General features: G+C 34.3%; 17 protein-coding genes and 2 CRISPR repeat arrays. Of the genes, 16 read left to right on the top strand and 1 reads right to left on the bottom strand.

All coding sequences use genetic code 11. The features are described from left to right. Positions 1–74 precede the first annotated feature (74 nt). The 13 genes from purD (at position 75) to cas13a (ending at position 20,987) form a co-directional block, all read left to right on the top strand. Positions 75–1,340, top strand: coding sequence for a phosphoribosylamine--glycine ligase (gene purD, locus BR43_RS05775; RefSeq protein WP_034560175.1), 1,266 nt, complete (start codon positions 75–77; stop codon positions 1,338–1,340). A gap of 5 nt (positions 1,341–1,345) precedes the next feature. Beyond that, entirely contained in the window at positions 1,346–2,011 is a 666-nt protein-coding gene (locus BR43_RS05770; RefSeq protein WP_245617827.1) for a GntR family transcriptional regulator, read from the top strand. Between the two features lie 455 nt (positions 2,012–2,466). Next, positions 2,467–2,757, top strand: coding sequence for a hypothetical protein (locus tag BR43_RS05765; RefSeq protein WP_034560173.1), 291 nt, complete (start codon positions 2,467–2,469; stop codon positions 2,755–2,757). 379 nt (positions 2,758–3,136) lie between these two features. Continuing rightward, entirely contained in the window at positions 3,137–5,404 is a 2,268-nt protein-coding gene (pcrA, locus tag BR43_RS05760; RefSeq protein WP_034560171.1) for a DNA helicase PcrA, read from the top strand. A gap of 47 nt (positions 5,405–5,451) precedes the next feature. Next, positions 5,452–7,479, top strand: a complete 2,028-nt coding sequence (gene ligA / locus BR43_RS05755; RefSeq protein WP_034560170.1) for an NAD-dependent DNA ligase LigA — start codon at positions 5,452–5,454, stop codon at positions 7,477–7,479. Positions 7,480–7,484: 5 nt separating this feature from the next. Continuing rightward, on the top strand, positions 7,485–8,627 hold the full coding sequence (locus tag BR43_RS05750; protein WP_034560169.1) for a CamS family sex pheromone protein: 1,143 nt from the start codon (positions 7,485–7,487) through the stop codon (positions 8,625–8,627). A 208-nt stretch (positions 8,628–8,835) separates the two neighbouring features. Continuing rightward, positions 8,836–9,141 carry an Asp-tRNA(Asn)/Glu-tRNA(Gln) amidotransferase subunit GatC gene (gene gatC / locus BR43_RS05745; protein WP_034560168.1) on the top strand — a complete coding sequence of 102 codons (306 nt, stop codon included), beginning with the start codon at positions 8,836–8,838 and terminating at the stop codon, positions 9,139–9,141. Continuing rightward, positions 9,138–10,592: an Asp-tRNA(Asn)/Glu-tRNA(Gln) amidotransferase subunit GatA gene (gene gatA, locus BR43_RS05740; RefSeq protein ID WP_034560167.1), complete on the top strand. Its 1,455-nt coding sequence runs from the start codon at positions 9,138–9,140 to the stop codon at positions 10,590–10,592. Before gatC ends, gatA begins: the two co-directional genes overlap by 4 nt. A gap of 14 nt (positions 10,593–10,606) precedes the next feature. Then, positions 10,607–12,037 carry an Asp-tRNA(Asn)/Glu-tRNA(Gln) amidotransferase subunit GatB gene (gene gatB, locus BR43_RS05735; protein ID WP_034560166.1) on the top strand — a complete coding sequence of 477 codons (1,431 nt, stop codon included), beginning with the start codon at positions 10,607–10,609 and terminating at the stop codon, positions 12,035–12,037. 36 nt (positions 12,038–12,073) lie between these two features. Next, a complete protein-coding gene (locus BR43_RS05730; protein WP_034560165.1) occupies positions 12,074–13,120 on the top strand; it encodes a diacylglycerol kinase in 1,047 nt (348 codons plus the stop codon). A gap of 214 nt (positions 13,121–13,334) precedes the next feature. Continuing rightward, the gene (rlmD, locus tag BR43_RS05725; protein ID WP_034560164.1) at positions 13,335–14,711 is read left to right on the top strand and encodes a 23S rRNA (uracil(1939)-C(5))-methyltransferase RlmD; all 1,377 of its coding nucleotides are present in this window, start codon (positions 13,335–13,337) and stop codon (positions 14,709–14,711) included. A 218-nt stretch (positions 14,712–14,929) separates the two neighbouring features. Continuing rightward, positions 14,930–15,493: direct repeats of the CRISPR family, unit length 36 nt; unit sequence ATTAAAGACTACCTCTAAATGTAAGAGGACTATAAC. A 118-nt stretch (positions 15,494–15,611) separates the two neighbouring features. After that, a protein-coding gene (locus tag BR43_RS05715) for an IS3 family transposase (protein ID WP_086956687.1) occupies positions 15,612–16,774 on the top strand; the annotation gives its coding sequence in 2 pieces (ribosomal slippage) (positions 15,612–15,888 and positions 15,888–16,774; 1,164 coding nt in all). A gap of 184 nt (positions 16,775–16,958) precedes the next feature. Then, positions 16,959–17,324: direct repeats of the CRISPR family, unit length 36 nt; unit sequence ATTAAAGACTACCTCTAAATGTAAGAGGACTATAAC. A gap of 135 nt (positions 17,325–17,459) precedes the next feature. Further along, positions 17,460–20,987, top strand: a complete 3,528-nt coding sequence (gene cas13a, locus BR43_RS05710; protein ID WP_034560163.1) for a type VI-A CRISPR-associated RNA-guided ribonuclease Cas13a — start codon at positions 17,460–17,462, stop codon at positions 20,985–20,987. A 242-nt stretch (positions 20,988–21,229) separates the two neighbouring features. Here cas13a and BR43_RS05705 read toward each other — a convergent pair whose 3' ends face one another. Next, the gene (locus BR43_RS05705; protein ID WP_034560162.1) at positions 21,230–22,633 is read right to left on the bottom strand and encodes an aminotransferase-like domain-containing protein; all 1,404 of its coding nucleotides are present in this window, start codon (positions 22,631–22,633) and stop codon (positions 21,230–21,232) included. A 100-nt stretch (positions 22,634–22,733) separates the two neighbouring features. Here BR43_RS05705 and BR43_RS05700 point away from each other — a divergent pair, with 100 nt between their 5' ends. The 3 genes from BR43_RS05700 to BR43_RS05690 all read left to right on the top strand — a co-directional run bounded on the left by BR43_RS05700 (position 22,734) and on the right by BR43_RS05690 (position 25,581). Then, complete coding sequence (locus BR43_RS05700) at positions 22,734–23,528, top strand: PhzF family phenazine biosynthesis protein (RefSeq protein WP_211252941.1); 795 nt, start codon at positions 22,734–22,736, stop codon at positions 23,526–23,528. 17 nt (positions 23,529–23,545) lie between these two features. Further along, on the top strand, positions 23,546–24,502 hold the full coding sequence (locus BR43_RS05695) for an ornithine cyclodeaminase family protein (protein ID WP_034560160.1): 957 nt from the start codon (positions 23,546–23,548) through the stop codon (positions 24,500–24,502). Positions 24,503–24,756: 254 nt separating this feature from the next. Next, positions 24,757–25,581, top strand: coding sequence for a glycoside hydrolase family 25 protein (locus BR43_RS05690; RefSeq protein WP_051933830.1), 825 nt, complete (start codon positions 24,757–24,759; stop codon positions 25,579–25,581). The last annotated feature ends 8 nt before the right edge of the window (positions 25,582–25,589 follow it).

Here is a 25,589-nt window from a genome sequence, read left to right as displayed (position 1 = left end):
ATCAAGGCGATGGTAGAAAGTTGCCATCGCTTTTTTCAACTTTGGGTTGATAACAAACAAAGGAGCGAGAAGAAATGAAACTTTTAGTAATCGGTAGTGGCGGACGTGAACACGCAATTTGTAAAAAATTATTAGAAAGTCCCTTAGTAGAAACCGTTTTTTGTGCAAAAGGAAATGCAGGAATGACAGTTGATGGTATTCAATTAGTAGACATTTCTGAAGATAATCATCCAGAACTAATTGCCTTTGCAAAAAAAAATCAGGTTGATTGGAGTTTTATTGGACCTGAAGTACCACTATTAAATGGAATTGTTGATGATTTTGAAGCAGCTGGCTTAAAAGCTTTTGGACCTCATAAAAAGGCTGCTTTAATCGAAGGTTCAAAAGATTTTGCTAAAGAATTAATGACAAAATATCAAATTCCAACAGCAGCCCACAAAACGTTTACTGATTATGATGAGGCATTAGCCTATGTGACTGAAAAAGGTGTTCCGATTGTTATTAAAGCAGATGGTTTAGCAGCGGGTAAAGGGGTTGTGGTTGCAGAAGATATGAATGATGCTACATTAGCATTAAAAGATATGCTATTAGATGAGAAATTCGGGGCAAGTTCCAGTAAAGTAGTGGTTGAAGAATTTTTAGCTGGCGAGGAATTTTCATTGTTAGCTTTTGTAAAAAATGATAAGGTATATCCAATGGTGATTTCTCAAGATCATAAAAGAGCCTATGAAGGAGATAAGGGACCTAATACTGGTGGCATGGGGGCTTATACTCCAGTTCCACAAATTCCAGAAACAATGGTGCAAGAAGCAATTGAAAAAGTCTTGAGACCAGCAGCACTTGGAATGATTCAAGAAGGACGATCCTTTACAGGGATTTTATATGCTGGGCTAATTGCAACAAATGCAGGACCAAAAGTAATCGAATTCAATGCTCGCTTCGGTGATCCAGAAACCCAAGTCGTACTAAAGCGATTAAAAACAGATTTGGCAGAGATTATTACGGCGCTATTAACGGATCAAGAGCCATCAATTGAATGGGAAACAGAAGGTTTTGAGATTGGTGTTGTTGTGGCAGCAGAAGGCTATCCAGCTGAGTATGCAACGGGAATTTCACTGCCAGATTTTTCAAAATTTAAGGACGTTACAGTTTATACTGCCGGAGTTCAAAAGCAGGAAGAGGAATTGGTGTCTACTGGTGGTCGGATTTATTTAGTTGGCGCAAGTGGGGCTTCATTGGCTGAGGCAAGAGAAAAAATCTATCATAATTTGCAAAAAGCAGATACAGATCAAACTTTTTATCGAATGGATATTGGGCATCAAGGTTTACATCAAAAATAAAGTAGGTGGGAAAAATCCATAGACAACGGGGAACGAATTTAGAACAAGTCGCCTATTTAAGTATTAAGGAGAGAATTCTATCTAAGGAATGGCCTCCGCAAGTCCATGTCACTGAGCTGAAAATAGCCAAGCTTTTAGGAATTAGTCGGACTCCAGTTAGACGTGCTTTTTTACGTTTAGAAGCAGAAGGATTGATTATAATTGAAGCTAATAAAGGTGCTAAAATAGTCGAGTCTAAAATTGATTTAAAAGGCTATATAGAGCGTTTAGAAGTTTTAGAATTGATTTTTGTGCAATATGTTCATTATTTAGAATTAAAGGAAATTAGAGTAGATATTACTCAACTAGATACGTGTTTAAATGAATTGATTCAGTTCGTTCAACAAGGAGATAGTGAAATTTATCAAGAAAAAGAACGCCAATTTTTAAGAGACTTCTTAGCGTTGAATCACAATCAATTTAAGCTAACTTTAGTTAGCGAAACCTTGCGTCACTTACATCTCCAAAAAAATCAAGAATTAACGGAGCTTATTCGACGAAACATGCCTAAAAAACTGCAACATTATTCAAAAATTTTAGATTTTATCAAAGTGGAAGATTATGGATTAGCCCGCAAACAAATTCGGATTCTGGTGAATCAGTTGATGTTAAGTGCTGTGAATAAGGATTAACTATTAGTTGAAACTTAATTTGGTAGTATTATTTAGTAAGTAAAGAAATTTATTTCTTTACTTACTTTTTTTGAAAATAAAAACGTTATTAAAGCCAATATAGGTCGTATATTAATACGTTTAGAACTCTTGTATGGTAGGGGAAATAACTATTTATTAAAAGCAACCTTTATTTATAGATAGTTATTTTTCATTCTAAAAATTTTAATTTTATTATATTAATTAGCTATGGAATCAAAAAAGAGATAAACGAGGCAAATAAAGTTGTTGAACGAGAAAATAGCGAGAATGAGAGTAGAAAAGAAGTGGATGCTAATATAGAGGATGAGCGGTTAGATTTCTCAAAAGTGTATAAATTTGATATAGATGCTTATATAACTCCATTAAAAAAATGAAGCTGTTAATGTTGTGAAAACATCAGAATTGAATACGGAAAAAAACAAGTAGTAGAGGATATGACAGCGGAATTAAATGGAAACTATCCCTTTGGATACAGTGTTGAGATTTCTAATAAATCAGATAAAATGGATGAGGGACTCACTCATGAAGAATTTGGTTTTAATCTTTTGAGTAATTTTCTAATAGATGCGGGCATTACAGATAAGCCATTAAATATGATTATTAAGTACAGTAGTAAGGGGCGGAATGAATATGTGCTTACTGATAATTTGACTTTAACTTCTATAAAACAACCGGAAGATAAGGGAGTAATTATTCAATTAGCCCGGACTATAAAAACAAATTAAAAGAGAAGTTAGATAGTTTTTACTTAAGAATCGTAGCAAATAGAATTAATTGAGCAGATAGGGAAATTTATTTTCTATCTGTTCTTTTTCATCTATCTAACATAAATTTAATGCAATCATTTTCTAAAATTAACGAAATGTTCTCTTTTTTTGCCAACCCACTCTTGTTATAATAAACTGCTAACTAGTCGGGAAATTTTCTTAATTATTTGCAAATATTTTTGTGACTCTTATTCTTTTTTTAAAGAAGTTTTTCGGTTTTTTTGCTATAATGGTGTAATGGTTAGAAATGAGCGATTTTTATTTACGAATAACGATTTTAGTTGCGAATAAACAACTAAGATCCAGTGATAAATGAAAGCTGAGAGGATGTTAAAAGTTGGTATCAAGAGATGATTTAATACAAGGAATGAATCCAAGGCAGAAAGAGGCTGTGGTTGCCACAGAAGGTCCACTGTTAATTATGGCAGGAGCAGGAAGTGGAAAGACACGCGTTTTAACCCATCGAATTGCCTATTTAATTGAAGAAAAACAAGTGAATCCTTGGAATATCTTAGCGATTACCTTTACGAATAAAGCAGCTAAGGAAATGAAAGAACGGGTAAATCGTTTAAATGTTCGTGGTGGAAATGATGTCTGGGTTTCTACTTTTCACTCAATGTGTGTTCGTATTTTACGTCGTGATATTGATAAGATTGGTTACAACAAAGCCTTTACTATCAGTGATCCTAGTGAACAACAAACATTGATGAAACGTATTTTAAAAGAACGCAATATTGATCCTAAGAAGTTTGAACCAAAAGCGATTTTAGGTCAAATTAGTAATGCTAAAAATGAACTACAAACTGCTGAAGAGTATCGGGAGTATGCATCAAGTATGTTTGAAAAAACAGTTGCAGATTGTTACGATGATTATCAAAAAGAACTACGCCGTAACCAATCAGTGGATTTTGATGATTTAATTATGTTGACGGCTCGATTATTCAAAGATAGCCCTGAAACTTTAGATTATTATCAAAATAAATTTCACTATATTCATGTAGATGAGTACCAAGATACCAACCATGCGCAGTATACATTGGTGAACCGTTTGGCAAAACGTTTTAAAAACATCTGTGTTGTTGGAGATGCCGATCAAAGTATCTATGGCTGGCGTGGTGCGAATATGGAGAATATTTTAACCTTTGAAAAAGACTATACAGATGCCAAAGTTGTTTTGTTAGAGCAGAATTATCGTTCGACAAAAATGATTTTAAAAGCGGCGAATGATGTGATCGGAAATAACGCAAACCGTCGTGATAAAAAATTATGGACAGACAATGATGATGGTGAAAAAATAACGTATTATCGCGGTCAATCCGAACATGATGAAGCCCGTTATATTGTTTCAAAAATGCAAGAAGAGATGCGTGAGCGCAAATTAAATTACGGTGATTTTGCTGTACTTTATCGAACCAATGCCCAATCACGGGTAATAGAAGAAAATTTACTAAAATCCAATATTCCTTACAAAATGGTTGGTGGGCATAAGTTCTACGATCGTAAAGAAATTCGTGATATATTGGCGTATTTACGTTTGATTGCAAACCCAGAAGATAATATGAGCTTTGAACGCGTTGTAAATGTACCTAAACGTGGGATTGGTCCTGGAACAGTTGAAAAATTAAGAGATGCAGCGAATCAATATGGTTGGTCGTTATTAGAAACAGCTTTGAATGTAACTATCACACCAATTACTGGAAAAGCTGCTGGAGAATTAGAAGGCTTTGCTTTTATGATTAAAGATTTTATCAAAATGCAAGAGTATCTACCTGTGACTGAATTAGTAGAAGAAGTTCTAAAACGCAGTGGGTATTTACAAGCCTTGAAAAATGAAAAAACATTAGAAGCTGAAACTCGTATTGAGAATATCCAAGAATTTCTTTCGGTTACTCAACAATTTGAGAAAGATAACAGTGAAGACACTAGCTTACTAACCTTCTTAACTGATTTAGCATTAGTTTCTGACTTAGATAATCTGGAAGAAGAACAAACCAGTGAAGTTACCTTAATGACTTTGCATGCGGCAAAAGGTTTAGAGTTTCCAATCGTCTTCTTAATTGGTGTTGAGGAAGGGATTTTCCCAATGTCTCGTGCTTTAATGGAGGAAGATCAGTTAGAAGAAGAACGCCGTTTAGCCTATGTTGGAATTACTCGTGCAGAACAAAAATTATATATTACGAACGCTTATTCACGAATGCTCTATGGACGAACTCAATCAAATCCAGCTTCCCGTTTTGTTACAGAAATTAGTGAAGAGGCATTAGAATCAGGCAATCAATTATCAGGTAGTTTACCATTTGGACGTAGCACTAGCGGAGGCAACAGTTTTGGTGGTAACGGCAATGGCAGCAGCTTGTTGCAACGAAACCAAACTCAACGAGCAACGGCTCAAACCTATAAATCTCCAGTATCACAGAATAAAGTCGAAAGTGGCGCTGAAAAATTAGCGTGGTCTGTTGGCGATAAAGCGATGCATAAAAAATGGGGTGTTGGAACAGTTGTGAAGGTGGCTGGGGATGCTGATAATCTAGAGTTGGATGTGGCATTTAAAGAACAAGGGATTAAACGTTTATTAGCCGCATTTGCTCCAATTGAAAAAGTATAAAATAACGTCGATTGATATAGAAGTAACTAAAGAAAAGGGGTCTGAAGATGACTGAACATATGTCCTTTGAAGAAGCTAAAACGAAGGTTGTCGAGTTGCGAGCAGAATTAGACAAATACAGTTATCACTATTATGTAAAGGATAATCCCAAAATTTCTGATCACGATTATGATGTACTTTATCATGAACTTGTGGCAATCGAAACGGAATATCCAGATTTAATTACAAATGATTCTCCAACACAGCGGGTAGGCGGAACGATTTTACCAGGATTTACTAAAGTTGTTCATGAAATCCCAATGCTTAGTTTAGGAAATGCATTTAATCAAGAAGACTTAATGAACTTCGATGAACGAATCAAAAAGATTCTACCAAATGAAGAAATTGAGTACATTTGTGAGTTGAAAATAGATGGCTTAGCGGTATCTTTAAAGTATGTAGATGGCCTTTTGGTTCAAGCTGCAACACGTGGAGATGGTACAGTTGGCGAAGATATTACGCAAAATATTCGCACAGTTAAATCCGTTCCATTGCGTTTGCAGAAGCCTTACTCAATTGAAGTTCGTGGAGAATGTTATATGCCAAAGTCTTCTTTTCTTGCCTTGAATAAAGAGCGTGAGGAAAATGGTGAAGATGTGTTTGCTAATCCGCGAAATGCTGCTGCTGGAGGATTGCGTCAGTTAGATCCCAAGTTAGCTGCTAAGCGGAATTTAAGTACTTTCCTCTATACAGTTGCTGATTTTGGTGAGATAACGGCAAATGGTCAAGAAGAAGCTTTACACCAATTAGACGAACTTGGCATTCGTACGAATCATGAGCGTAAGCTATGTAAGTCAATTGATGAAGTGTGGGAATATATTCAAACCTATCATGAAAAAAGAGTTGATTTGCCTTATGAAATTGACGGTATTGTGATTAAGGTGAATAATTTTGCTGCACAAGAAGAGCTTGGTTTTACCGTTAAGGCACCGCGTTGGGCAATTGCTTATAAATTCCCAGCAGAAGAAGCGACAACTGTCATTCGAGAAATTGAATGGACGATTGGTAGAACTGGTGTTGTGACCCCAACGGCTATTATGGATCCAGTTCGTTTAGCTGGCACAACAGTACAACGAGCAAGTTTGCACAATGTTGATTTAATTAAAGAGAAGGATATTCGTTTATTAGATACAGTGATTATTCACAAAGCTGGGGATATTATCCCTGAAGTAACGCGAGTGTTGACGGATAAACGTGAAGCTACTAGTGAGCCTTACCCAATTCCAACTCATTGCCCTGCTTGTGAGAGCGAGTTAGTGCATTTGGAAGAAGAGGTTGCGTTAAGATGTATCAATCCTAAGTGTCCTGCACAAATTACAGAAGGCTTGTCGCATTTTGTTTCTCGTAATGCCATGAATATTGATGGGTTAGGCAATCGAGTGATTGTGCAAATGTATGAAAAAGAGTTAGTAGAAGATGTTGCTGACTTGTATAAGCTAACCTTTGATGAATTATTAACGTTAGAAAAAATCAAAGATAAGGCAGCCAATAATATTTTAACAGCGATTGATGCTAGTCGTGCTAATTCCATGGAACGCTTATTATTTGGACTAGGTATCCGCCATGTTGGAGCAAAAGCAGCTAAATTATTAGCGGAACGATTTGAAAGTATGGCTGGCTTAAAGGCTGCTACAAAGGAAGAAATTATCGAAGTTGAAGGTATTGGTGAGATTATTGCAGATAGTGTTGTGGCGTATTTCCAATTACCAGAAGTAACAGAATTAATGGAAGAGTTAGCCCAAAGAGAAGTGAATTTAACTTATCTTGGGAAGAAACGGACTGAGATTGCTGAAAGTGATTCTTTCTTTAACCAGAAAACGATTGTGTTAACAGGTAAGCTCACTCATTTTACTCGTGAAGAAGCAAAGGCACGAATTGAAAATCTAGGCGGTAAAGTAACTGGGAGTGTTTCCAAAAAAACAGATTTAGTCGTTGCTGGTGAAGAAGCAGGAAGTAAACTAGCAAAAGCCGAAAAGTTAGAAATTACCGTTTGGAGTGAAGATCAGCTATTAGAACATTTGGAAGGAGAGGAATAGCCTAAATGAATAAAAAAATAATTGCATTATTAGGTGCCTGTCTGATTCTTTTAAGTGCGTGTGGCAATGTAACCAATACGAATACTGAAACGAATTCAGATAGCTCAAAAGGCACTGAAAAAGTCACAAAAACACAACTATCAAAAGATTATTACCGTGTCGTAATGAAAAATGATAAAGAATATCAAACAAGTCCATCTCGGGGAGTTAGTTTAAGTCTGAACTCAGGATACAACATGAAAGCATTTGAATCGGGATTAATTGGTCTTTCACAAACTCCGTTTCCAACAGATAACAATTATTTCCGTGAAGGGCAATTGATTGATTCAGCTACAGCAAAATCTTGGATTGGTCGTAAAGCAGAAGTGGAAGATCCTAATTCAAGTGCTGGACCGAATGGCTTGAATCCGCCAGATAATGGTCAAATAGAGCCAGATACAAGAGCTCCACGTTATTTAGCTCAGATTCTTGAACAGAATTATATGGTAAAAGATGGTGATAATTATAAATTATCAGGTGTCAGCATTGGTTTAGCGTTGAATAGTGTCGATTACTATCAAAAAGTTTTATATGGAGCAGAATTTCAAACACCGATTTCTCGAGCTGATTTCGAAGCTAAAGGGAAAGAAATTGCTAATGAAGTTGTTGCACGTTTACGTAAGAAGGATGGAATGGGCAATGTGCCAATCATGGTTGCGCTGTTTGAACAATCTGCTAAAGATACTTTAGCAGGTGGTGTGTATTTTGCTTCCGCTATGAGTGAAAATGGTTCAACGACAGTTGGTGAATGGTCAGCAATTAATGATCAAAAAATAATCTTCCCTAATAATGATGGAAAATCAAGTGAAGAAAAAACTAACTTTGATAACTTTAAAAATTCGATTCAATCCTTCTTCCCGAATCTAAGTGGTGTGACGGCAGAAGCGTACTATCAAAACAATCAATTATCAAAAATGGCAATCAAAATTACGACTCAGTTTTATGGAGAGTCTGAGATTATTTCTTTCACACAATTTATTGCAGATAAAACTAGCTTGTTACCAGCAACAATTCCAATTGAAATTACAGTCAATTCAATGGAAGGAATTGAGGCTTTCCTAAGTAGAGATGCCAATACTACTGAGTTTAAGTATCATATTTTTGATTAAATAAAGAGAAATGCTGGGAATTATTCCTGGCATTTTCTTATTTTTGACAAGAAACAAGATTAATCAGTAGAATCTTGTTTGATTTATTTAGCAAAAAAGCCATACTAAATCTAAAGATTTAGATAGTTAGTCTACTTAGTTTATGCTAAAATAGAAATTAAGTTTTCATAATTGAAAAAGTAATGAAAAGAAAGAGGGTCGAAAAATAATGGCAATTAATGAAACAGAAGTAAACCACGTTGCAAAGCTATCTAAATTAGCTTTTAAAGACAATGAAATTGCTCATTTTACAGAGCAAATGGATAAAATTATTGGAATGGTTGAACAATTAGAGCAAATCGATACAACAGGCGTTCCAGTAACAACACACGCCTTAGAAACAATTAATGTAATGCGTGAAGATGTTGCCGTTCCTGGATTTGATCGGACAGAATTATTTAAAAATGTTAAAACTGAAAAAGATGGTCTAATTAGAGTACCAGCAATTATGGATAATGGGGAGGCTGGAGCATGAGTTTGTTAGATAAGGAATTAGTTGAATTACACAATTTGTTAGTTTCAAAAGAAATTACTGCAGAAGATATTATGCGTGAAACGTTTGCTCGTATTCATGAAACTGAAGATAAAGTTGGCTCATTTATTACATTAAGCGAAGACGAAGCCTTACAAATGGCGAAGAATATGGATACTAAAGGCATTACGGAATCGAATGTTTTAGCTGGTTTGCCAATCGGAATAAAAGACAATATTGTCACTAAAGATATTCGTACAACAGCAGCTAGTAAAATGTTAGAAGATTTTATACCAATTTATGATGCAACAGTTATGAATAAAGTCTATGAAGCAGATATGATCCCTGTTGGAAAATTAAACATGGATGAATTTGCAATGGGTGGAAGTACAGAAACTTCTTACTTCAAACAAACGAAAAACCCATGGGATTTAACTAAAGTTCCTGGTGGTTCTTCAGGTGGTTCAGCAGCAGCAGTTGCAGCGGGACAAGTATTGATGAGTTTGGGTAGTGATACTGGTGGAAGTATTCGTCAACCAGCAGCCTTTACTGGGGTTGTAGGAATGAAACCAACATATGGTCGTGTATCACGTTTTGGTTTAATTGCCTTTGCTTCAAGTTTAGATCAAATCGGACCATTTACTCGTACGGTTAAAGATAATGCGTATGTATTAAATGCAATCAGCGGGTATGATGCGAATGATTCAATGAGTTCAGGTGCATCAGTTCCTGACTTTACTGAAGGTCTGACTGGTGATATTAAAGGTATGAAAATTGGTGTTCCAAAAGAATATCTACAAGAAGGTATTGATGAAGAAATCAAGAAAGCTGTTTTGGCAGCAATCGACACGTATAAATCGTTAGGTGCAACAGTTGAAGAAGTGAGCTTGCCACACTCTAAATATGGAATTGCGGTTTATTACATCATTGCTTCAAGTGAGGCTTCATCAAATCTACAACGTTTTGATGGTGTTCGTTATGGATACCGTTCACCAGAAGCAAAAACATTAGAAGAGCTTTATGTAATGAGTCGTTCTGAAGGTTTTGGAATGGAAGTGAAACGTCGAATTATGCTTGGAACGTTTTCTTTAAGTTCTGGATATTACGATGCTTACTTTAAAAAAGCGGGTCAAGTTCGTACATTGATTAAACAAGATTTTACAGACGTATTTGCAGATTATGATTTAATCTTAGGACCTACCACTCCAACAACAGCCTTTAATTTAGGTGAAAATATGGATGATCCATTGACGATGTATATGAATGATATTTTAACCGTTCCAGTGAATTTAGCAGGAGTTCCAGCGATGTCAATTCCATGTGGATTTGCTGAAAATGGTTTGCCAATTGGATTACAATTAATCGGCAAACATTTTGATGAGCAAACTATTTATAAAGCAGCTTATGCATTTGAGCAAGCAACGGATTTCCACAAACAAAAACCAAACCTGTAGGAGGGGATAGCTAGATGAATTTTGAAACAGTAATCGGACTTGAGGTCCACGTAGAATTAAAAACCGAATCGAAAATGTTCTCGTCTGCTCCGGCCCACTTTGGTGCAGAACCGAATACCAATACAAACGTAGTTGACTGGGGATATCCAGGCGTATTACCAGTAATGAATAAACAAGCAATTGATTTTGGAATGCGTGCAGCATTAGCCTTAAATTGTGAGATTTCTAAAGATACTAAATTTGACCGTAAAAACTATTTCTATCCAGATAATCCCAAAGCTTACCAAATTTCACAATTTGATAAACCAATTGGACATGATGGTTGGATTGAAATTGAAGTTGAAGGCGTTAAAAAGAAAATCAGAATTGAACGTGTGCATTTAGAAGAAGATGCTGGGAAAAACAATCACGGAACAGATGGCTATTCATATGTAGATTTAAATCGTCAAGGAACACCATTAATTGAGATTGTTTCAGAAGCCGATATGCGTTCGCCAGAAGAAGCGTATGCTTATTTAGAAGCAGTGAAACAAGTGATTCAATTCTCAGGTGTTAGTGATGTGAAAATGGAAGAAGGTTCAATGCGTTGTGATGCCAATGTTTCATTACGTCCGATTGGTCAAGAGGAATTTGGAACAAAAGCAGAATTAAAAAATCTGAATTCATTTAACTTTGTTCGTCGTGGACTGGCTCATGAAGAAATTCGTCAAGCAAAAGTATTAGTGTCAGGTGGCGTTATTCAACAAGAAACACGTCGTTTTGATGAAGTGACGGGCGAAACAATTTTAATGCGTGTCAAAGAAGGTTCAAGCGATTACCGTTATTTCCCAGAACCAGATTTACCAAATCTTAAAATTGATGATGCGTGGATTGAACGAGTTCGTGAAAGTATTCCAGAAATGCCAAACTCACGTCGTGAACGTTATATTAATAAGTTTGGTTTACCAGAATATGATGCAATGGTTTTAACTCAAACAAAAGAAATGTCAGATTTCTTTGAAGCAACGTTAACAAAAGGTGCAGATGCAAAACAAGCTTCTAACTGGCTAATGGGTGAAGTTTCAGGTTATTTAAATAGTGAAAAGCTTGAATTAGAAGAAACTAAATTAACACCTGAAAACTTAGCTGGTATGATTACATTGATTGAAGATGGAACAATTAGTTCTAAGATTGCGAAAAAAGTCTTCCGTGAATTAATCATTAATGGTGGCGATGCGAAGCAAGTAGTTGAAGCAAAAGGTTTAGTTCAATTATCTGATCCAGCTAAATTATTGCCAATGATTAATGAAGTCTTGGATAACAATGCTCAATCCATTGAAGATTTTAAAAATGGTAAAGACCGTGCAGTTGGTTTCCTTGTTGGTCAAATTATGAAAGCAACTAAAGGACAAGCCAACCCAGGCGTTGTGAATCAATTATTAAATCAAGAATTAGCAAAACGGTAATTAATCGGCAGTGTATATTTTCAAAGGAGGATATCTATGAGAGCAAGAGTCATTTATAATCCAACTTCAGGTAGAGAAGTTCTTAAGAAAAATCTAGTAGACATCTTACAAATTCTTGAAGCGGAAGGTTATGAAACCAGTGCGTATGCGACAACACCAGAACCAGATTCAGCCAAAACAGAAGCAGAACGAGTTGCTTTAGATGGCTTTGAATTGATTGTAGCAGCGGGGGGAGATGGAACGATTAATGAGGTAGTGAATGGAATTGCCCATTTAGAAAAACGACCTAAATTAGCGATTATTCCAGCTGGAACCACTAACGATTATGCAAGAGCGTTACACATTCCTAGAAATGATGTTGTTGCGGCAGCTAAAGTAATACAGAAGCAGCAAACAATCAAAATGGATATTGGTAAAGCAAATGAAACGTATTTCATTAATATTGCAGGTGGGGGAAACTTAACTGAACTGACTTATGATGTACCATCTCAATTAAAATCAATATTTGGCTACTTGGCTTATCTCGTTAAGGGAGCAGAAATGCTTCCTCGGATTAAGCCGATTCCAATGCGAATTGAGTATGATGATGATGTATTTGAAGGAAAAGCTTCTATGTTCCTATTAGGATTAACCAATTCAGTGGGTGGCTTTGAACAAATTGCACCAGATGCTCATTTAGACGATGGTTTATTTTCTTTAATGATTATCAAAACAGCCAATGTTGTAGAAATTCTACACATGGTAGCTTTGATGTTAAACGGTGGAAAACATATTGATCATCCTAATCTACTTTATGTAAAAACTAGTCATGTTAAAGCAGAACCAATGGACGGTTCGCGAATGATGATTAATTTAGACGGTGAGTACGGTGGGGATGCTCCGATGACATTTACAAATTTACATCAACATATTGAAATGTTCGGTGATTTAGATTCAATTCCAGACGATGCTGTAATTGGCGAGGATGAGATTGAAGCAGCCGAAGAAGCGTTTATTAAAGAAATGGAACATTTAGCTAACGAAGATATCAACGGGGATGGAGTTATTTCCAGACCTGAAAATGAGAAATTACCGATTAAGTAACAAATTATTTTGAGTTTGCTGTCCTTTTGTGAGATACTCTAAAAGGACAGCAAACTTTTTGATTGAAAAGCTGACAGATTAGCGGAACTTAGTCTTGACTGCTTAAGTTGAAAAATTGCTTTAACCTAAAAAATTAACTTATTCACTAAATTTGACCACTTATACTAAACCATTTACAAATGGATCGAGTCATATACATGAAAGGAGCTTTTTAATGAAAGCTGAAAAAGTAGTACCAGTTAAAAAAAATGAAAAACATACAGTCAAAATTGAAGATTTAACACATGAGGGGATGGGTGTTGCCAAAATAGACGGTTACCCAATCTTTATTGAAAATGCTCTACCAGGTGAAGAAATAGAAATTAAAATCCATAAGACCGGAAAATCATTTGGTTATGGTAAATCAATGAAACGTTTAACTTCTAGCCAAAATCGTGTTGAAATCAAAGATGAAAACTATACACGTGTTGGAATTACACCTTTACAACATATGACGTATTCTTCACAATTGACTTTTAAACGTCAACAATTACGTAATGTTTTAGCACGTATTGCTAAAATGCCAGAAGTCCCTGTTTTTGAAACAATTGGAATGGCAGAACCTTGGGGTTACCGTAATAAAGCACAAATCCCAGTTCGTAAAATCGATGACAAATTAACAACAGGATTTTTCCGTAAAAATAGTCATGATTTAATTCCAATGGAAAACTTTGTGATTCAAGATCCTAAAATTGATGAAGCTGTAGTTATCGTACGTGATATTATGCGTGAATTTAATGTGAAACCTTATAACGAAGGTGCAAATACTGGGAATCTACGTCATATTATTGTTCGTCGTGGTTATCATACTGGGGAAATTATGATTGTTTTAGTAACGAGAACAGCTAAATTATTCCCAACAAGTAAAATTTTACCAGCGATTACAGAAGCACTTCCTGAAGTAGTTAGTATTATTCAAAATGTTAATCCAAGTCGTACGAATAAAATTCTTGGTTCAGAAAACATTACGTTATGGGGACAAGATTACTTTACGGATACCTTATTAGGGAATACCTTTGAAATCTCAGCATCAGCCTTCTATCAAGTAAACCCACAACAAACTGAAAAATTATATCAAACAGTATTGGATTATGCTGAATTAACTGGTACTGAAACCGTTATTGATGCTTATTGTGGAATTGGAACAATCTCACTTTCTTTAGCTAAAAATGCCAAAGAAGTTTATGGAATTGAGTCAGTTGAAGCAGCTGTTGAAAATGCGAAAAACAATGCAAAACTAAACAATATTGATAATGTAACTTTTGAAGCTGGTTTAGCTGAAGAAGTGATGGTTGAATGGAGCGAAAAAGAATTAGCAGTTGATTTATTAGTTGTTGATCCGCCTCGTAAAGGATTAGAAGGTACATTTATTGAAGCTACATTAGCAATGATGCCTAAGAAAATCGTTTATGTAAGTTGTAATCCAGCTACTCTAGCTCGTGATTTGGCTTTACTATCAGAAGGTGGTTATTCAGTTGAGAAAGTTCAACCAGTTGACCTATTCCCACAAACAAATCATGTTGAATCAGTAACACTTTTAGTTAAAAAATAAGTTAATTGGAAAAAGACGTTTCTTTTAAAAGAGACGTCTTTTTTATTAGTCTATCAGAACATCTATTTTAAACATAAAAGTGGCAGACTGAGGTGAGTATTGGCTAAGATGAATCGATTTTAAACAAAATATATCAGAATTTACAGAGTGTTGTCCATTTTTTAGTCAAAGAAAACAAGGATTGAACCTTAGAGCTGTCTATGATACGATAGAAGGGTATTAAAGACTACCTCTAAATGTAAGAGGACTATAACTCAGTAGATGATGTTAAGTACAATAGAGGAATTAAAGACTACCTCTAAATGTAAGAGGACTATAACTGACTAATCTTTTTCTTTTTTCTCCAATATATTAAAGACTACCTCTAAATGTAAGAGGACTATAACTGTAATATAAGTCGCTATTAATATATTTCTATTAAAGACTACCTCTAAATGTAAGAGGACTATAACGCAATCGCATGAGTTAATTCATGGATAAAGATTAAAGACTACCTCTAAATGTAAGAGGACTATAACTTGCATCAACATTAATAATTCTTGGCGTAAATTAAAGACTACCTCTAAATGTAAGAGGACTATAACATGATTATACCCTCCTTTTTTTATGTAAAAATTAAAGACTACCTCTAAATGTAAGAGGACTATAACGTCAGCATCGTAATCATACTGATTGTCGCAATTAAAGACTACCTCTAAATGTAAGAGGACTATAACAGGGTTAACGGCCATTCATGAAAAAGGAGAATTAAAGACTACCTCTAAATGTAAGAGGACTATAACCGTTTATTGGTCAGAGTAAACTCAACTCCGATTAAAGACTACCTGGATAGGCTACAATTAACTAGACAGAAAAATTAAGGTGTGTAGACTAGAAGAAAACATACCAGGAGGAATTTTTATGTCTAAGAGAACACGAAGAACTTTTTCACAAGAATTCAAGCAACAAATCGTCAATCTTTACTTAGCTGGAAAGCCACGTGTAGAAATCATTCGAGAATATGAACTAACGGCTTCAGCATTTGACAAATGGGTAAAGCAATCTAAAACGAGTGGTTCATTCAAAGAAAAAGATAATCTTACGCCTGAACAAAAAGAATTGTTAGAACTACGTAAAAGAAACCAGCAATTAGAAATGGAAAATGATATTTTAAAGCAAGCAGCGCTGATATTCGGACGAAGAGACAAGTAATCGATGCGAATAAGCATCTTTACCCTATATCAGCGATGTGCAGAATATTAGGTCTATCACGTCAGTCCTATTATTATCAATCAAAACCAAAGAAAGATGAATCAGAACTTGAAGAAGTAGTCGCTGAAGAATTTATCCGCAGCCGAAAGGCCTACGGCTCAAGAAAAATAAAAAAAGCCTTATCAAAACGAGGCATTCAGATCAGCCGACGAAAAATTAGTAGAATCATGAAAAATAGAGGATTAAAATCGAGCTATACTGTTGCTTATTTTAAAGTACATCATTCTACTTGCAATGAAGCCAAAACGACAAACGTATTGAATCGTAAATTCTTAAGAGACAACCCATTAGAAGCGATCGTAACAGACTTGACTTATGTACGAGTCGGGAAAAAATGGAATTATGTCTGTTTCATTTTGGATCTGTTCAATCGAGAAATTCTCGGCTATTCTTGTGGAGAACATAAAGATGCCGTTCTAGTAAAAAAAGCATTTAGCCGTATCAAACAACCTCTGACAGAGGTTGAGATTTTTCATACTGATCGTGGAAAAGAGTTTGATAACCAAGCTATTGATGAATTATTAACAACTTTTGATATCAATCGATCATTAAGTCATAAAGGCTGTCCTTTTGATAATGCCGTAGCTGAATCAACTTATAAGTCGTTGAAAGTAGAATTTGTCTATCAATACACATTTGAAACCTTACAACAATTGGATTTGGAGTTATTTGACTATGTCAATTGGTGGAACCACCTTCGGTTGCACGGTACACTTGGCTACGAGACACCGGTTGGTTACCGTAACCAGAGATTGGCGCAGCGAATCCTTGATAATGAGCTCGGATGTGCTAACGCTAGCGAGGCAGTCTAACTTTAACTGTTAGCTCCTGCCGAAGATCGTCACATCCGAGGAGGCTCATTGTCAAGGACAATCGGAATAGCATACGGAAAGAAGTTCTGCACCTTATAAAATTTGTCAAAAAAACTGTTGCCATTCCAACCTCTAAATGTAAGAGGACTATAACAGCGCATTTATTTGATTTTCGATATAATCAATTAAAGACTACCTCTAAATGTAAGAGGACTATAACTCCCAGATATAAAGAGAACGATTAATTTGAATTAAAGACTACCTCTAAATGTAAGAGGACTATAACTAAAAAAGAGTCGTTTATTGTTCCTAATACATTAAAGACTACCTCTAAATGTAAGAGGACTATAACCTAAATGATAATTCATATCCCATGAGTTAAATTAAAGACTACCTCTAAATGTAAGAGGACTATAACGAAGTGGATAACCTTCATTGTAATCTTTTAATTAAAGACTACCTCTAAATGTAAGAGGACTATAACTTTCCATTTTCCCACTACTTTCTAAAAAGAATTAAAGACTACCTCTAAATGTAAGAAAAATAAAAAAATAAAAGAGTTACATATAGTTAAGAAAAAGAAGTAGGAATATTTATTCCTACTTCTTTTTCGTTGTATTTAATTTATTTATATGAAAATATGATAAGATAGATATATAGTATTAGAATGGAGGGTATTGTTAAGATGCGTATAACAAAAGTGAAAATAAAATTGGATAATAAATTATATCAAGTAACAATGCAAAAAGAAGAGAAATATGGAACTTTGAAATTAAATGAGGAAAGCCGTAAAAGTACTGCAGAAATTTTGCGATTGAAAAAAGCTTCATTCAATAAAAGTTTTCATAGCAAAACTATCAATTCTCAAAAAGAAAATAAAAATGCAACTATAAAAAAAAACGGAGATTATATTAGTCAGATATTTGAGAAGTTAGTGGGAGTGGACACTAATAAAAATATAAGGAAACCAAAGATGTCTTTAACTGATTTAAAAGATTTACCTAAAAAAGATTTAGCCTTATTCATTAAAAGGAAATTTAAAAATGACGATATAGTAGAAATAAAAAATTTGGATTTAATTTCGTTATTTTATAATGCACTTCAAAAAGTACCAGGAGAGCATTTTACAGATGAATCGTGGGCTGATTTTTGTCAGGAAATGATGCCTTATCGTGAATATAAAAATAAATTTATTGAACGAAAGATCATTTTACTAGCCAATAGTATTGAACAAAATAAAGGATTCTCAATAAATCCAGAAACTTTTTCTAAACGGAAAAGAGTCTTGCATCAATGGGCTATCGAGGTACAAGAACGAGGTGATTTTTCAATTCTTGATGAAAAACTATCTAAATTAGCAGAAATCTACAATTTCAAAAAAATGTGTAAACGAGTTCAAGATGAACTAAACGACTTAGAAAAAAGTATGAAAAAAGGTAAAAATCCAGAGAAAGAGAAAGAGGCCTACAAGAAACAAAAAAACTTTAAAATTAAAACTATTTGGAAAGACTATCCGTACAAAACACACATAGGTTTAATTGAAAAAATCAAAGAGAATGAGGAATTAAATCAATTTAATATAGAAATTGGAAAATATTTTGAACATTATTTCCCAATAAAAAAAGAGCGCTGTACAGAAGATGAGCCTTACTATTTAAATTCTGAAACAATCGCAACAACCGTTAATTATCAGCTGAAAAATGCCTTAATTAGCTATTTAATGCAGATAGGAAAATATAAGCAATTTGGATTAGAAAATCAAGTTCTTGATTCTAAAAAACTGCAAGAAATAGGCATTTATGAAGGCTTTCAAACAAAATTTATGGATGCTTGTGTATTTGCCACAAGTAGTTTGAAAAATATTATAGAGCCAATGAGAAGTGGCGACATTCTAGGTAAAAGAGAATTTAAAGAAGCAATAGCGACAAGTTCATTTGTTAATTATCATCATTTTTTTCCATATTTTCCTTTTGAACTTAAGGGGATGAAAGATAGAGAATCAGAATTAATACCTTTTGGAGAGCAAACGGAAGCGAAACAAATGCAGAATATTTGGGCACTTCGTGGGTCAGTACAACAAATTCGAAATGAAATATTTCATTCATTTGACAAGAATCAAAAATTTAACTTACCGCAGTTAGACAAGTCAAACTTTGAATTTGATGCAAGTGAGAATAGTACTGGAAAAAGTCAGTCATATATAGAAACCGATTATAAGTTTTTATTTGAAGCTGAAAAGAATCAACTAGAACAATTTTTTATTGAGCGAATTAAAAGCAGTGGAGCGTTGGAGTATTATCCATTAAAGTCGTTGGAAAAACTGTTTGCAAAAAAAGAAATGAAGTTTTCTTTAGGGAGTCAAGTTGTAGCATTTGCTCCAAGCTATAAAAAGTTAGTTAAAAAAGGTCATTCCTATCAAACTGCAACAGAAGGGACAGCGAATTATCTAGGATTGAGTTACTATAACCGATATGAACTAAAAGAAGAATCGTTTCAAGCGCAATATTATTTACTTAAGTTAATCTATCAATATGTTTTCTTACCGAATTTTTCTCAAGGAAATTCGCCAGCATTTAGAGAAACGGTGAAGGCGATTCTTAGAATTAATAAGGATGAAGCACGAAAAAAAATGAAAAAGAACAAAAAATTTTTAAGAAAATATGCTTTTGAACAAGTGCGAGAGATGGAATTTAAGGAAACACCAGATCAATATATGAGTTATTTGCAAAGTGAAATGCGTGAAGAAAAAGTTAGAAAAGCTGAAAAAAATGATAAAGGTTTTGAAAAAAATATAACGATGAATTTTGAAAAATTATTGATGCAGATATTCGTTAAAGGATTCGATGTTTTTTTAACTACATTTGCTGGAAAAGAATTATTGCTATCTAGTGAAGAAAAAGTGATAAAAGAAACTGAGATTTCTTTATCTAAAAAAATTAACGAACGAGAAAAAACGTTAAAAGCTAGCATTCAAGTCGAACATCAATTAGTTGCCACAAATTCAGCGATTTCTTACTGGCTATTTTGTAAATTATTAGACAGCCGTCATTTAAATGAGCTACGTAATGAGATGATAAAATTCAAACAATCTCGAATCAAGTTTAATCATACTCAACATGCAGAATTAATTCAAAATTTACTGCCAATTGTAGAATTAACTATTCTAAGTAATGATTACGATGAAAAAAATGACTCACAAAATGTCGATGTAAGTGCTTATTTTGAGGATAAATCACTTTATGAAACGGCTCCTTACGTGCAAACGGATGATCGCACGAGAGTTTCCTTTAGACCCATCTTAAAATTAGAAAAATATCATACAAAATCATTAATCGAGGCACTTTTAAAGGATAATCCACAGTTCAGAGTGGCGGCTACTGATATTCAGGAATGGATGCACAAGCGAGAGGAGATTGGTGAATTAGTTGAAAAACGTAAAAATTTGCATACAGAATGGGCAGAAGGGCAGCAGACACTAGGAGCAGAAAAAAGAGAAGAGTATCGGGATTACTGTAAGAAGATTGACAGGTTTAATTGGAAAGCAAATAAGGTAACGCTAACCTATTTATCTCAATTACATTATTTAATTACCGATTTATTAGGTAGAATGGTTGGGTTTAGTGCTTTATTTGAACGAGATCTAGTTTATTTTTCAAGAAGTTTTAGTGAATTAGGAGGAGAAACTTATCATATATCTGACTATAAAAATCTAAGCGGGGTTTTACGTCTAAATGCAGAGGTTAAGCCTATAAAAATTAAAAATATTAAAGTAATTGATAATGAAGAAAATCCTTATAAGGGAAATGAACCAGAGGTTAAGCCTTTTCTTGATAGATTGCATGCTTATTTAGAAAATGTAATTGGAATAAAGGCAGTTCATGGTAAAATTAGAAATCAAACTGCTCATTTAAGTGTTTTACAACTAGAGCTTAGTATGATAGAGAGTATGAATAATCTGCGAGATCTAATGGCGTATGATCGAAAATTAAAAAATGCAGTGACTAAATCAATGATTAAAATTTTAGACAAGCATGGTATGATTCTAAAATTAAAAATAGATGAAAATCATAAAAACTTTGAAATAGAATCATTGATACCTAAAGAAATTATTCATTTAAAGGATAAAGCAATAAAAACTAATCAAGTATCAGAAGAGTATTGCCAACTTGTTTTAGCTTTGCTAACTACTAATCCAGGGAATCAGTTGAACTAAAAGTAATATGGTGCTGTGTTATCTCAACTTAAGAAGATGAAGTAGTCAAGCTTATGAAAAGAGCGGCTATTCAAAAGCAGGCTCGTTTATCTAGTAACAATAACAGACAGTCGAACCTATTTAGCAAAAAATACTGTAGTTGCCAGTTGAGCAATAGATTAAAAATCAAAAAAACCACTAAAAACCTCAGAAATGCACTTATTTCTGACGATTTTTAGTGGTTTTTATAATGAATTTAGGTTCTACTCTAATCCTACTAATCCTTCCTTAATCTTCAACAATCCGGTTTCCAAGACTTCTAATGAACTTGAAGAAGACAGAGCCACGCGAATAAAGGCCTTTTCATAATCCGATTTGACTACAAAGCGATCAGAATGATAGACATTCACGCCAAGTTGATTAAAGTATGTTTCAATATACTCTCGTGAATAGTGCTTTGGAATAGGCAGACAGCGAAAATAAGGCCAAGGATGGTGTCCAGTTACCTCCTGACAATCAAAAATAGTATTAAATAAAGCATTGGCTTCTTGGCTAAGGGCTTTTTTTGTTTCCAGTAGCTGTTGAGCTAATCCTGAATGAAGAACCTCGGTAATGATTTCGCTATCCAGAGAAGAGGTTTTTACATTGATGTTAAACATCGAACGGTTCAAAGTATTTTTGAATCTTTCTGGGAAAACAAGATAAGCAACTCTTAAGCCTGAACAGATAAATTTTGTCATACCATATAGATAAACAGTTTGCTCGGGTAAGCTTTGGTAGATGGGTGGACTATAGTCAGCTAAAAAAGGTGCGGTTAAGAAGGCATGAATATCATCTTCAATGACAATCAGTTGATAGGCTTTAATTATGCTGATTAATTCTTTTTTTCGAGAAGCTGATAGAATTGAGCCAGTTGGATTATTACATGAAGGCATTAAGAAGATACCTTTTACTTCTTGAAGCTGACAAATTTTTTCTAATTCAATCGCCGACATGCCTTCTAAATCCGCAGAAATTGGAATTAAGGTTAGATGGAAAAGTTTCGCCAATTCAATAAAGTTTGAATACGTATAAAAATCAACAACAATTCGATCGCCATAAGAAAATAAGGCAGATAATACAATGGCTAATCCGTTTTGAACACCAGAAACAATCGATAGTCGTTCAGGAATTGTTTGAACGCCTAAGGTTGACAGCCAACGAATCGCAATTTCCTTTTGAAAAGCAGTGCCAGTGGGGGCTTGGTAATTAAGAAACTGAGTGATAGTTTGCTGTCCAGCTACTTTTTGAATAGCCGGAACTAGCAACGCATTGCATTGTTCAAAGGAACTGACTAAGCCTAGATCAATACTAGCTGCCGGACTATTATCTGTAGAAATAGTGATAGATTTGAAAGCATTTGAAGAGACAAAAGTCCCGCTACCGATATTGGTGTATAATAATCCTTTTTCAACACCAAGCTTATACGCTCGGGTGACAGTCGTAAAATTAATGTCTAAATAATCAGCCAGCTCTCGCTGTGAAGGCAATTTTGTATTAGCTTTCAGTACACCGCTGACAATGTCTTCTTCCAAAAGAGTAATAATGGCTTCGTATTTTGGACGTTTGATTCTAGTACTATCTGGATACCAAGATAATGGATAATAGTCATAAGAATTAATTGGCATAACACAGACTCCTTTTTATTGTAATACATACAATTCTATCATTGATTGTATGTTAATTACAAGGTAAACTAAACATACAAATAAAACCAGAAGAGGAGCGATTTTTATGAATTATTATATTGTTGATGCATTTGCAGAAGAAGTATTTGAAGGAAATCCAGCAGCTGTTTTTATTTTAGATAGTTGGTTATCAGATGATGTGATGCAAAAGATTGCGATTGAAAATAACCTTTCAGAAACAGCTTTTACTGTGCATAATGGCAAAGATTATGATCTTAGATGGTTCACTCCAGGTGGCGAGATTAATTTATGTGGTCATGCTACATTAGCTACAGCATTTGCCTTATATCAAGAAATTGAAAAAGAAGCGACGATTTTGCGTTTTCAAACCATGAGTGGTGAATTAAGTGTCACCCGTGAAGAGGATATTTATAAAATGAATTTCCCAAGCTTGTTACCAAAACCAATTGAAATTACGGATGCAATGATTGCTGCCGTTGGCGGTAAACGTCCTATCGAAGCATATTTAGATCGTGACATTGTGTTAATTTTTGAAGATGAAAAGGATGTCCGAATGATGACGCCTGATTTTGACAAAATGAAAGAATTACCAGTAGGAAAAGGAGTGTTGGTTACTGCACCAGCGAAAGAGTTTGATTTTGTTTCAAGAACCTTTTTCCCAAAACTAACAATTAATGAAGATCCTGTTTGTGGATCAGCTCATTCAAATTTTATTCCGTATTGGGCTGAAAAATTAGGGAAAACAGAAATGATTGCCAGACAAGTTTCACCAAGAGGCGGCACATTATTGTGTAAATTAGAAGGCGATCGTGTTGAAATTGGCGGCAAAGCAGTACTTTATGCAACTGCTACATTAGATCATAAATTTAAATAGAATAGAGGTTGAATCGGATGAAAGTTATTGAAGCACAAGAAGTACACCAATTATTAACGATGAAAAAAAGTATTGACGTTATGAAAGAAACCTTTCTAAAATTTCAACAAAAAGAATATATTCAACCCATTCGTAGAATAGATAAATTACCAGATAAAGAGCAAAATATTTTTGCTTTTATGCCGGCCTATTTAGGTGAAGATAGTTATTTTGGGGCAAAATTAATTACATCATTTGCTAAAAATCAAGGCACTAAATATTCTTCTCATTTAGGTTATGTGATGTTATTTCAATCACAACATGGAAATCCTGTGGCGCTAATTGATGCATCAAGTATTACCCAAATTAGAACGGCTGCTGTTAGTGGTGTTGCAACTGAATTACTAGCAAATGAAGATGCGAAAACATTAGCTTTGATTGGAGCAGGTGTTCAAGCTCGCTCTCATTTAGCTGCTATATTGGCTGTTCGCTCAATTGAACAAGTTTATGTATATGACATTTTTGCTAAGAGTGCTGAAAACTTTAAAACAGAGATGGAAGCACAATATGGTTGTAATGTGATTATTTGTAAAAGTGTGGAATCAGCAGTAGCAGAGGCAGATATTATTTGTACCTTAACACCTAGTAAGGAAGCTTATTTGAAACCTGAGTGGATTAAGCAAGGTGCTCATATCAATGCAATTGGTACGTTCACACCTACAACAAGAGAAATTACTTCAGAATTAATGGCTCAAGCTGAATTATTTGTAGATGATTATGATGCTATCAAAAAAGAAAGTGGTGATTATTTAATCCCGCTGAATGAAAAAATAATTTCAGACACTCATATTAAAGCCAGCTTAGGAGAATTGCTTACGAAAGAAAAAAGTGGCAAATCAAGTTCTAAATCTGTTACAATTTTTAATGCAGTTGGATTAGCTGTTGAAGACATCGCTTGTGCTAAATTCATCTTTGAAGCAAGCGAACAAAATTAAATAAAAAGAAACCATTTAGTCATTTTTGGCTAAATGGTTATTTTTTTTGAATTTATTTATAATGGATAAGATTTTATGTTAAACTAATTCCATATATTTACTATATCGTTAAATTTAGTTTTTTCTTTTAAATAAATGAATTCCTTTTCTAAAAAATGGTATAATGTAATCTAAGTATTGAATATGATTTCAAAAATAATCAATCAAGATAAAAACAAATGAACTATAATTTGTTTGATTAACCAAGGATTGCATTGTGTTATGTTAAGCTACAAGGTGCTTTCTGTAAGGTTAGGGAGGTTAGAATCATTTATTATTTAGAGAAAGATCCTAAAAAAAATTCAACTAAAGTCATTGCAATTAGTGGTGTAGTTCTTATTTTTTTAGTCTTACTGTATGTAATTATTAGCCAAGTATGGGGCTTTTCATTTTTTCAAAAAGACGATATAAAAGATTTTTCAGTTAAAGGAATTCAAGTGTCAGCTGAAGAAGGGTACTTAGACTGGCAAGGGATTTCTGATGGTGGTTTAAGCTTTGCGTACATTAAAGCAACTGAGGGAAGTAGCTATGTAGACGATGGATACCGATTGAATTGGGACCGAATTAAAGGGACAGATATTCGCAGAGGAGCGAGTCATTATTTTAGCTTTGACAGTCCGGGAGCTACTCAAGCAGAACATTTTTTACAAGTATATCAACCAGAGAACGATGATTTGCCTCCGGTTATTATGTTGGAATTATACGATGGCAAAAAAGAAAATCCACCTGAAAAAACAGCAGTTCAAAAAGAATTAAATGCCTTTATCGCAACAGTAAGTGCAGCGACAAATCAGCGCTTAATTTTGTGTGTAAATCAAGACCTGTATCAACGCTATATTCAAGATACATTTCCAGAGTGTGATCTTTGGTTAGTTAATACGCAGCAAAAGCCTAGTCTGAAAAGTGAGCTTAAATGGACTTTTTGGGAATACACGGAAGAAGGCAGCTTAGCGCAAAAATCCGTAAAACAAGAGAGTTTAGATTTAGTTGTTTATAAAGGAACAAAAGCTGAATTTAAAGAATTTAATGGAAAAATTTAAAGTATAAC

The organism is Carnobacterium gallinarum DSM 4847, assembly GCF_000744375.1.
Taxonomy (GTDB): domain Bacteria; phylum Bacillota; class Bacilli; order Lactobacillales; family Carnobacteriaceae; genus Carnobacterium; species Carnobacterium gallinarum.
The sequence above is the reverse complement of the archived record's forward strand: the minus strand, read 5'-3'. Positions and strand labels throughout refer to the sequence as shown.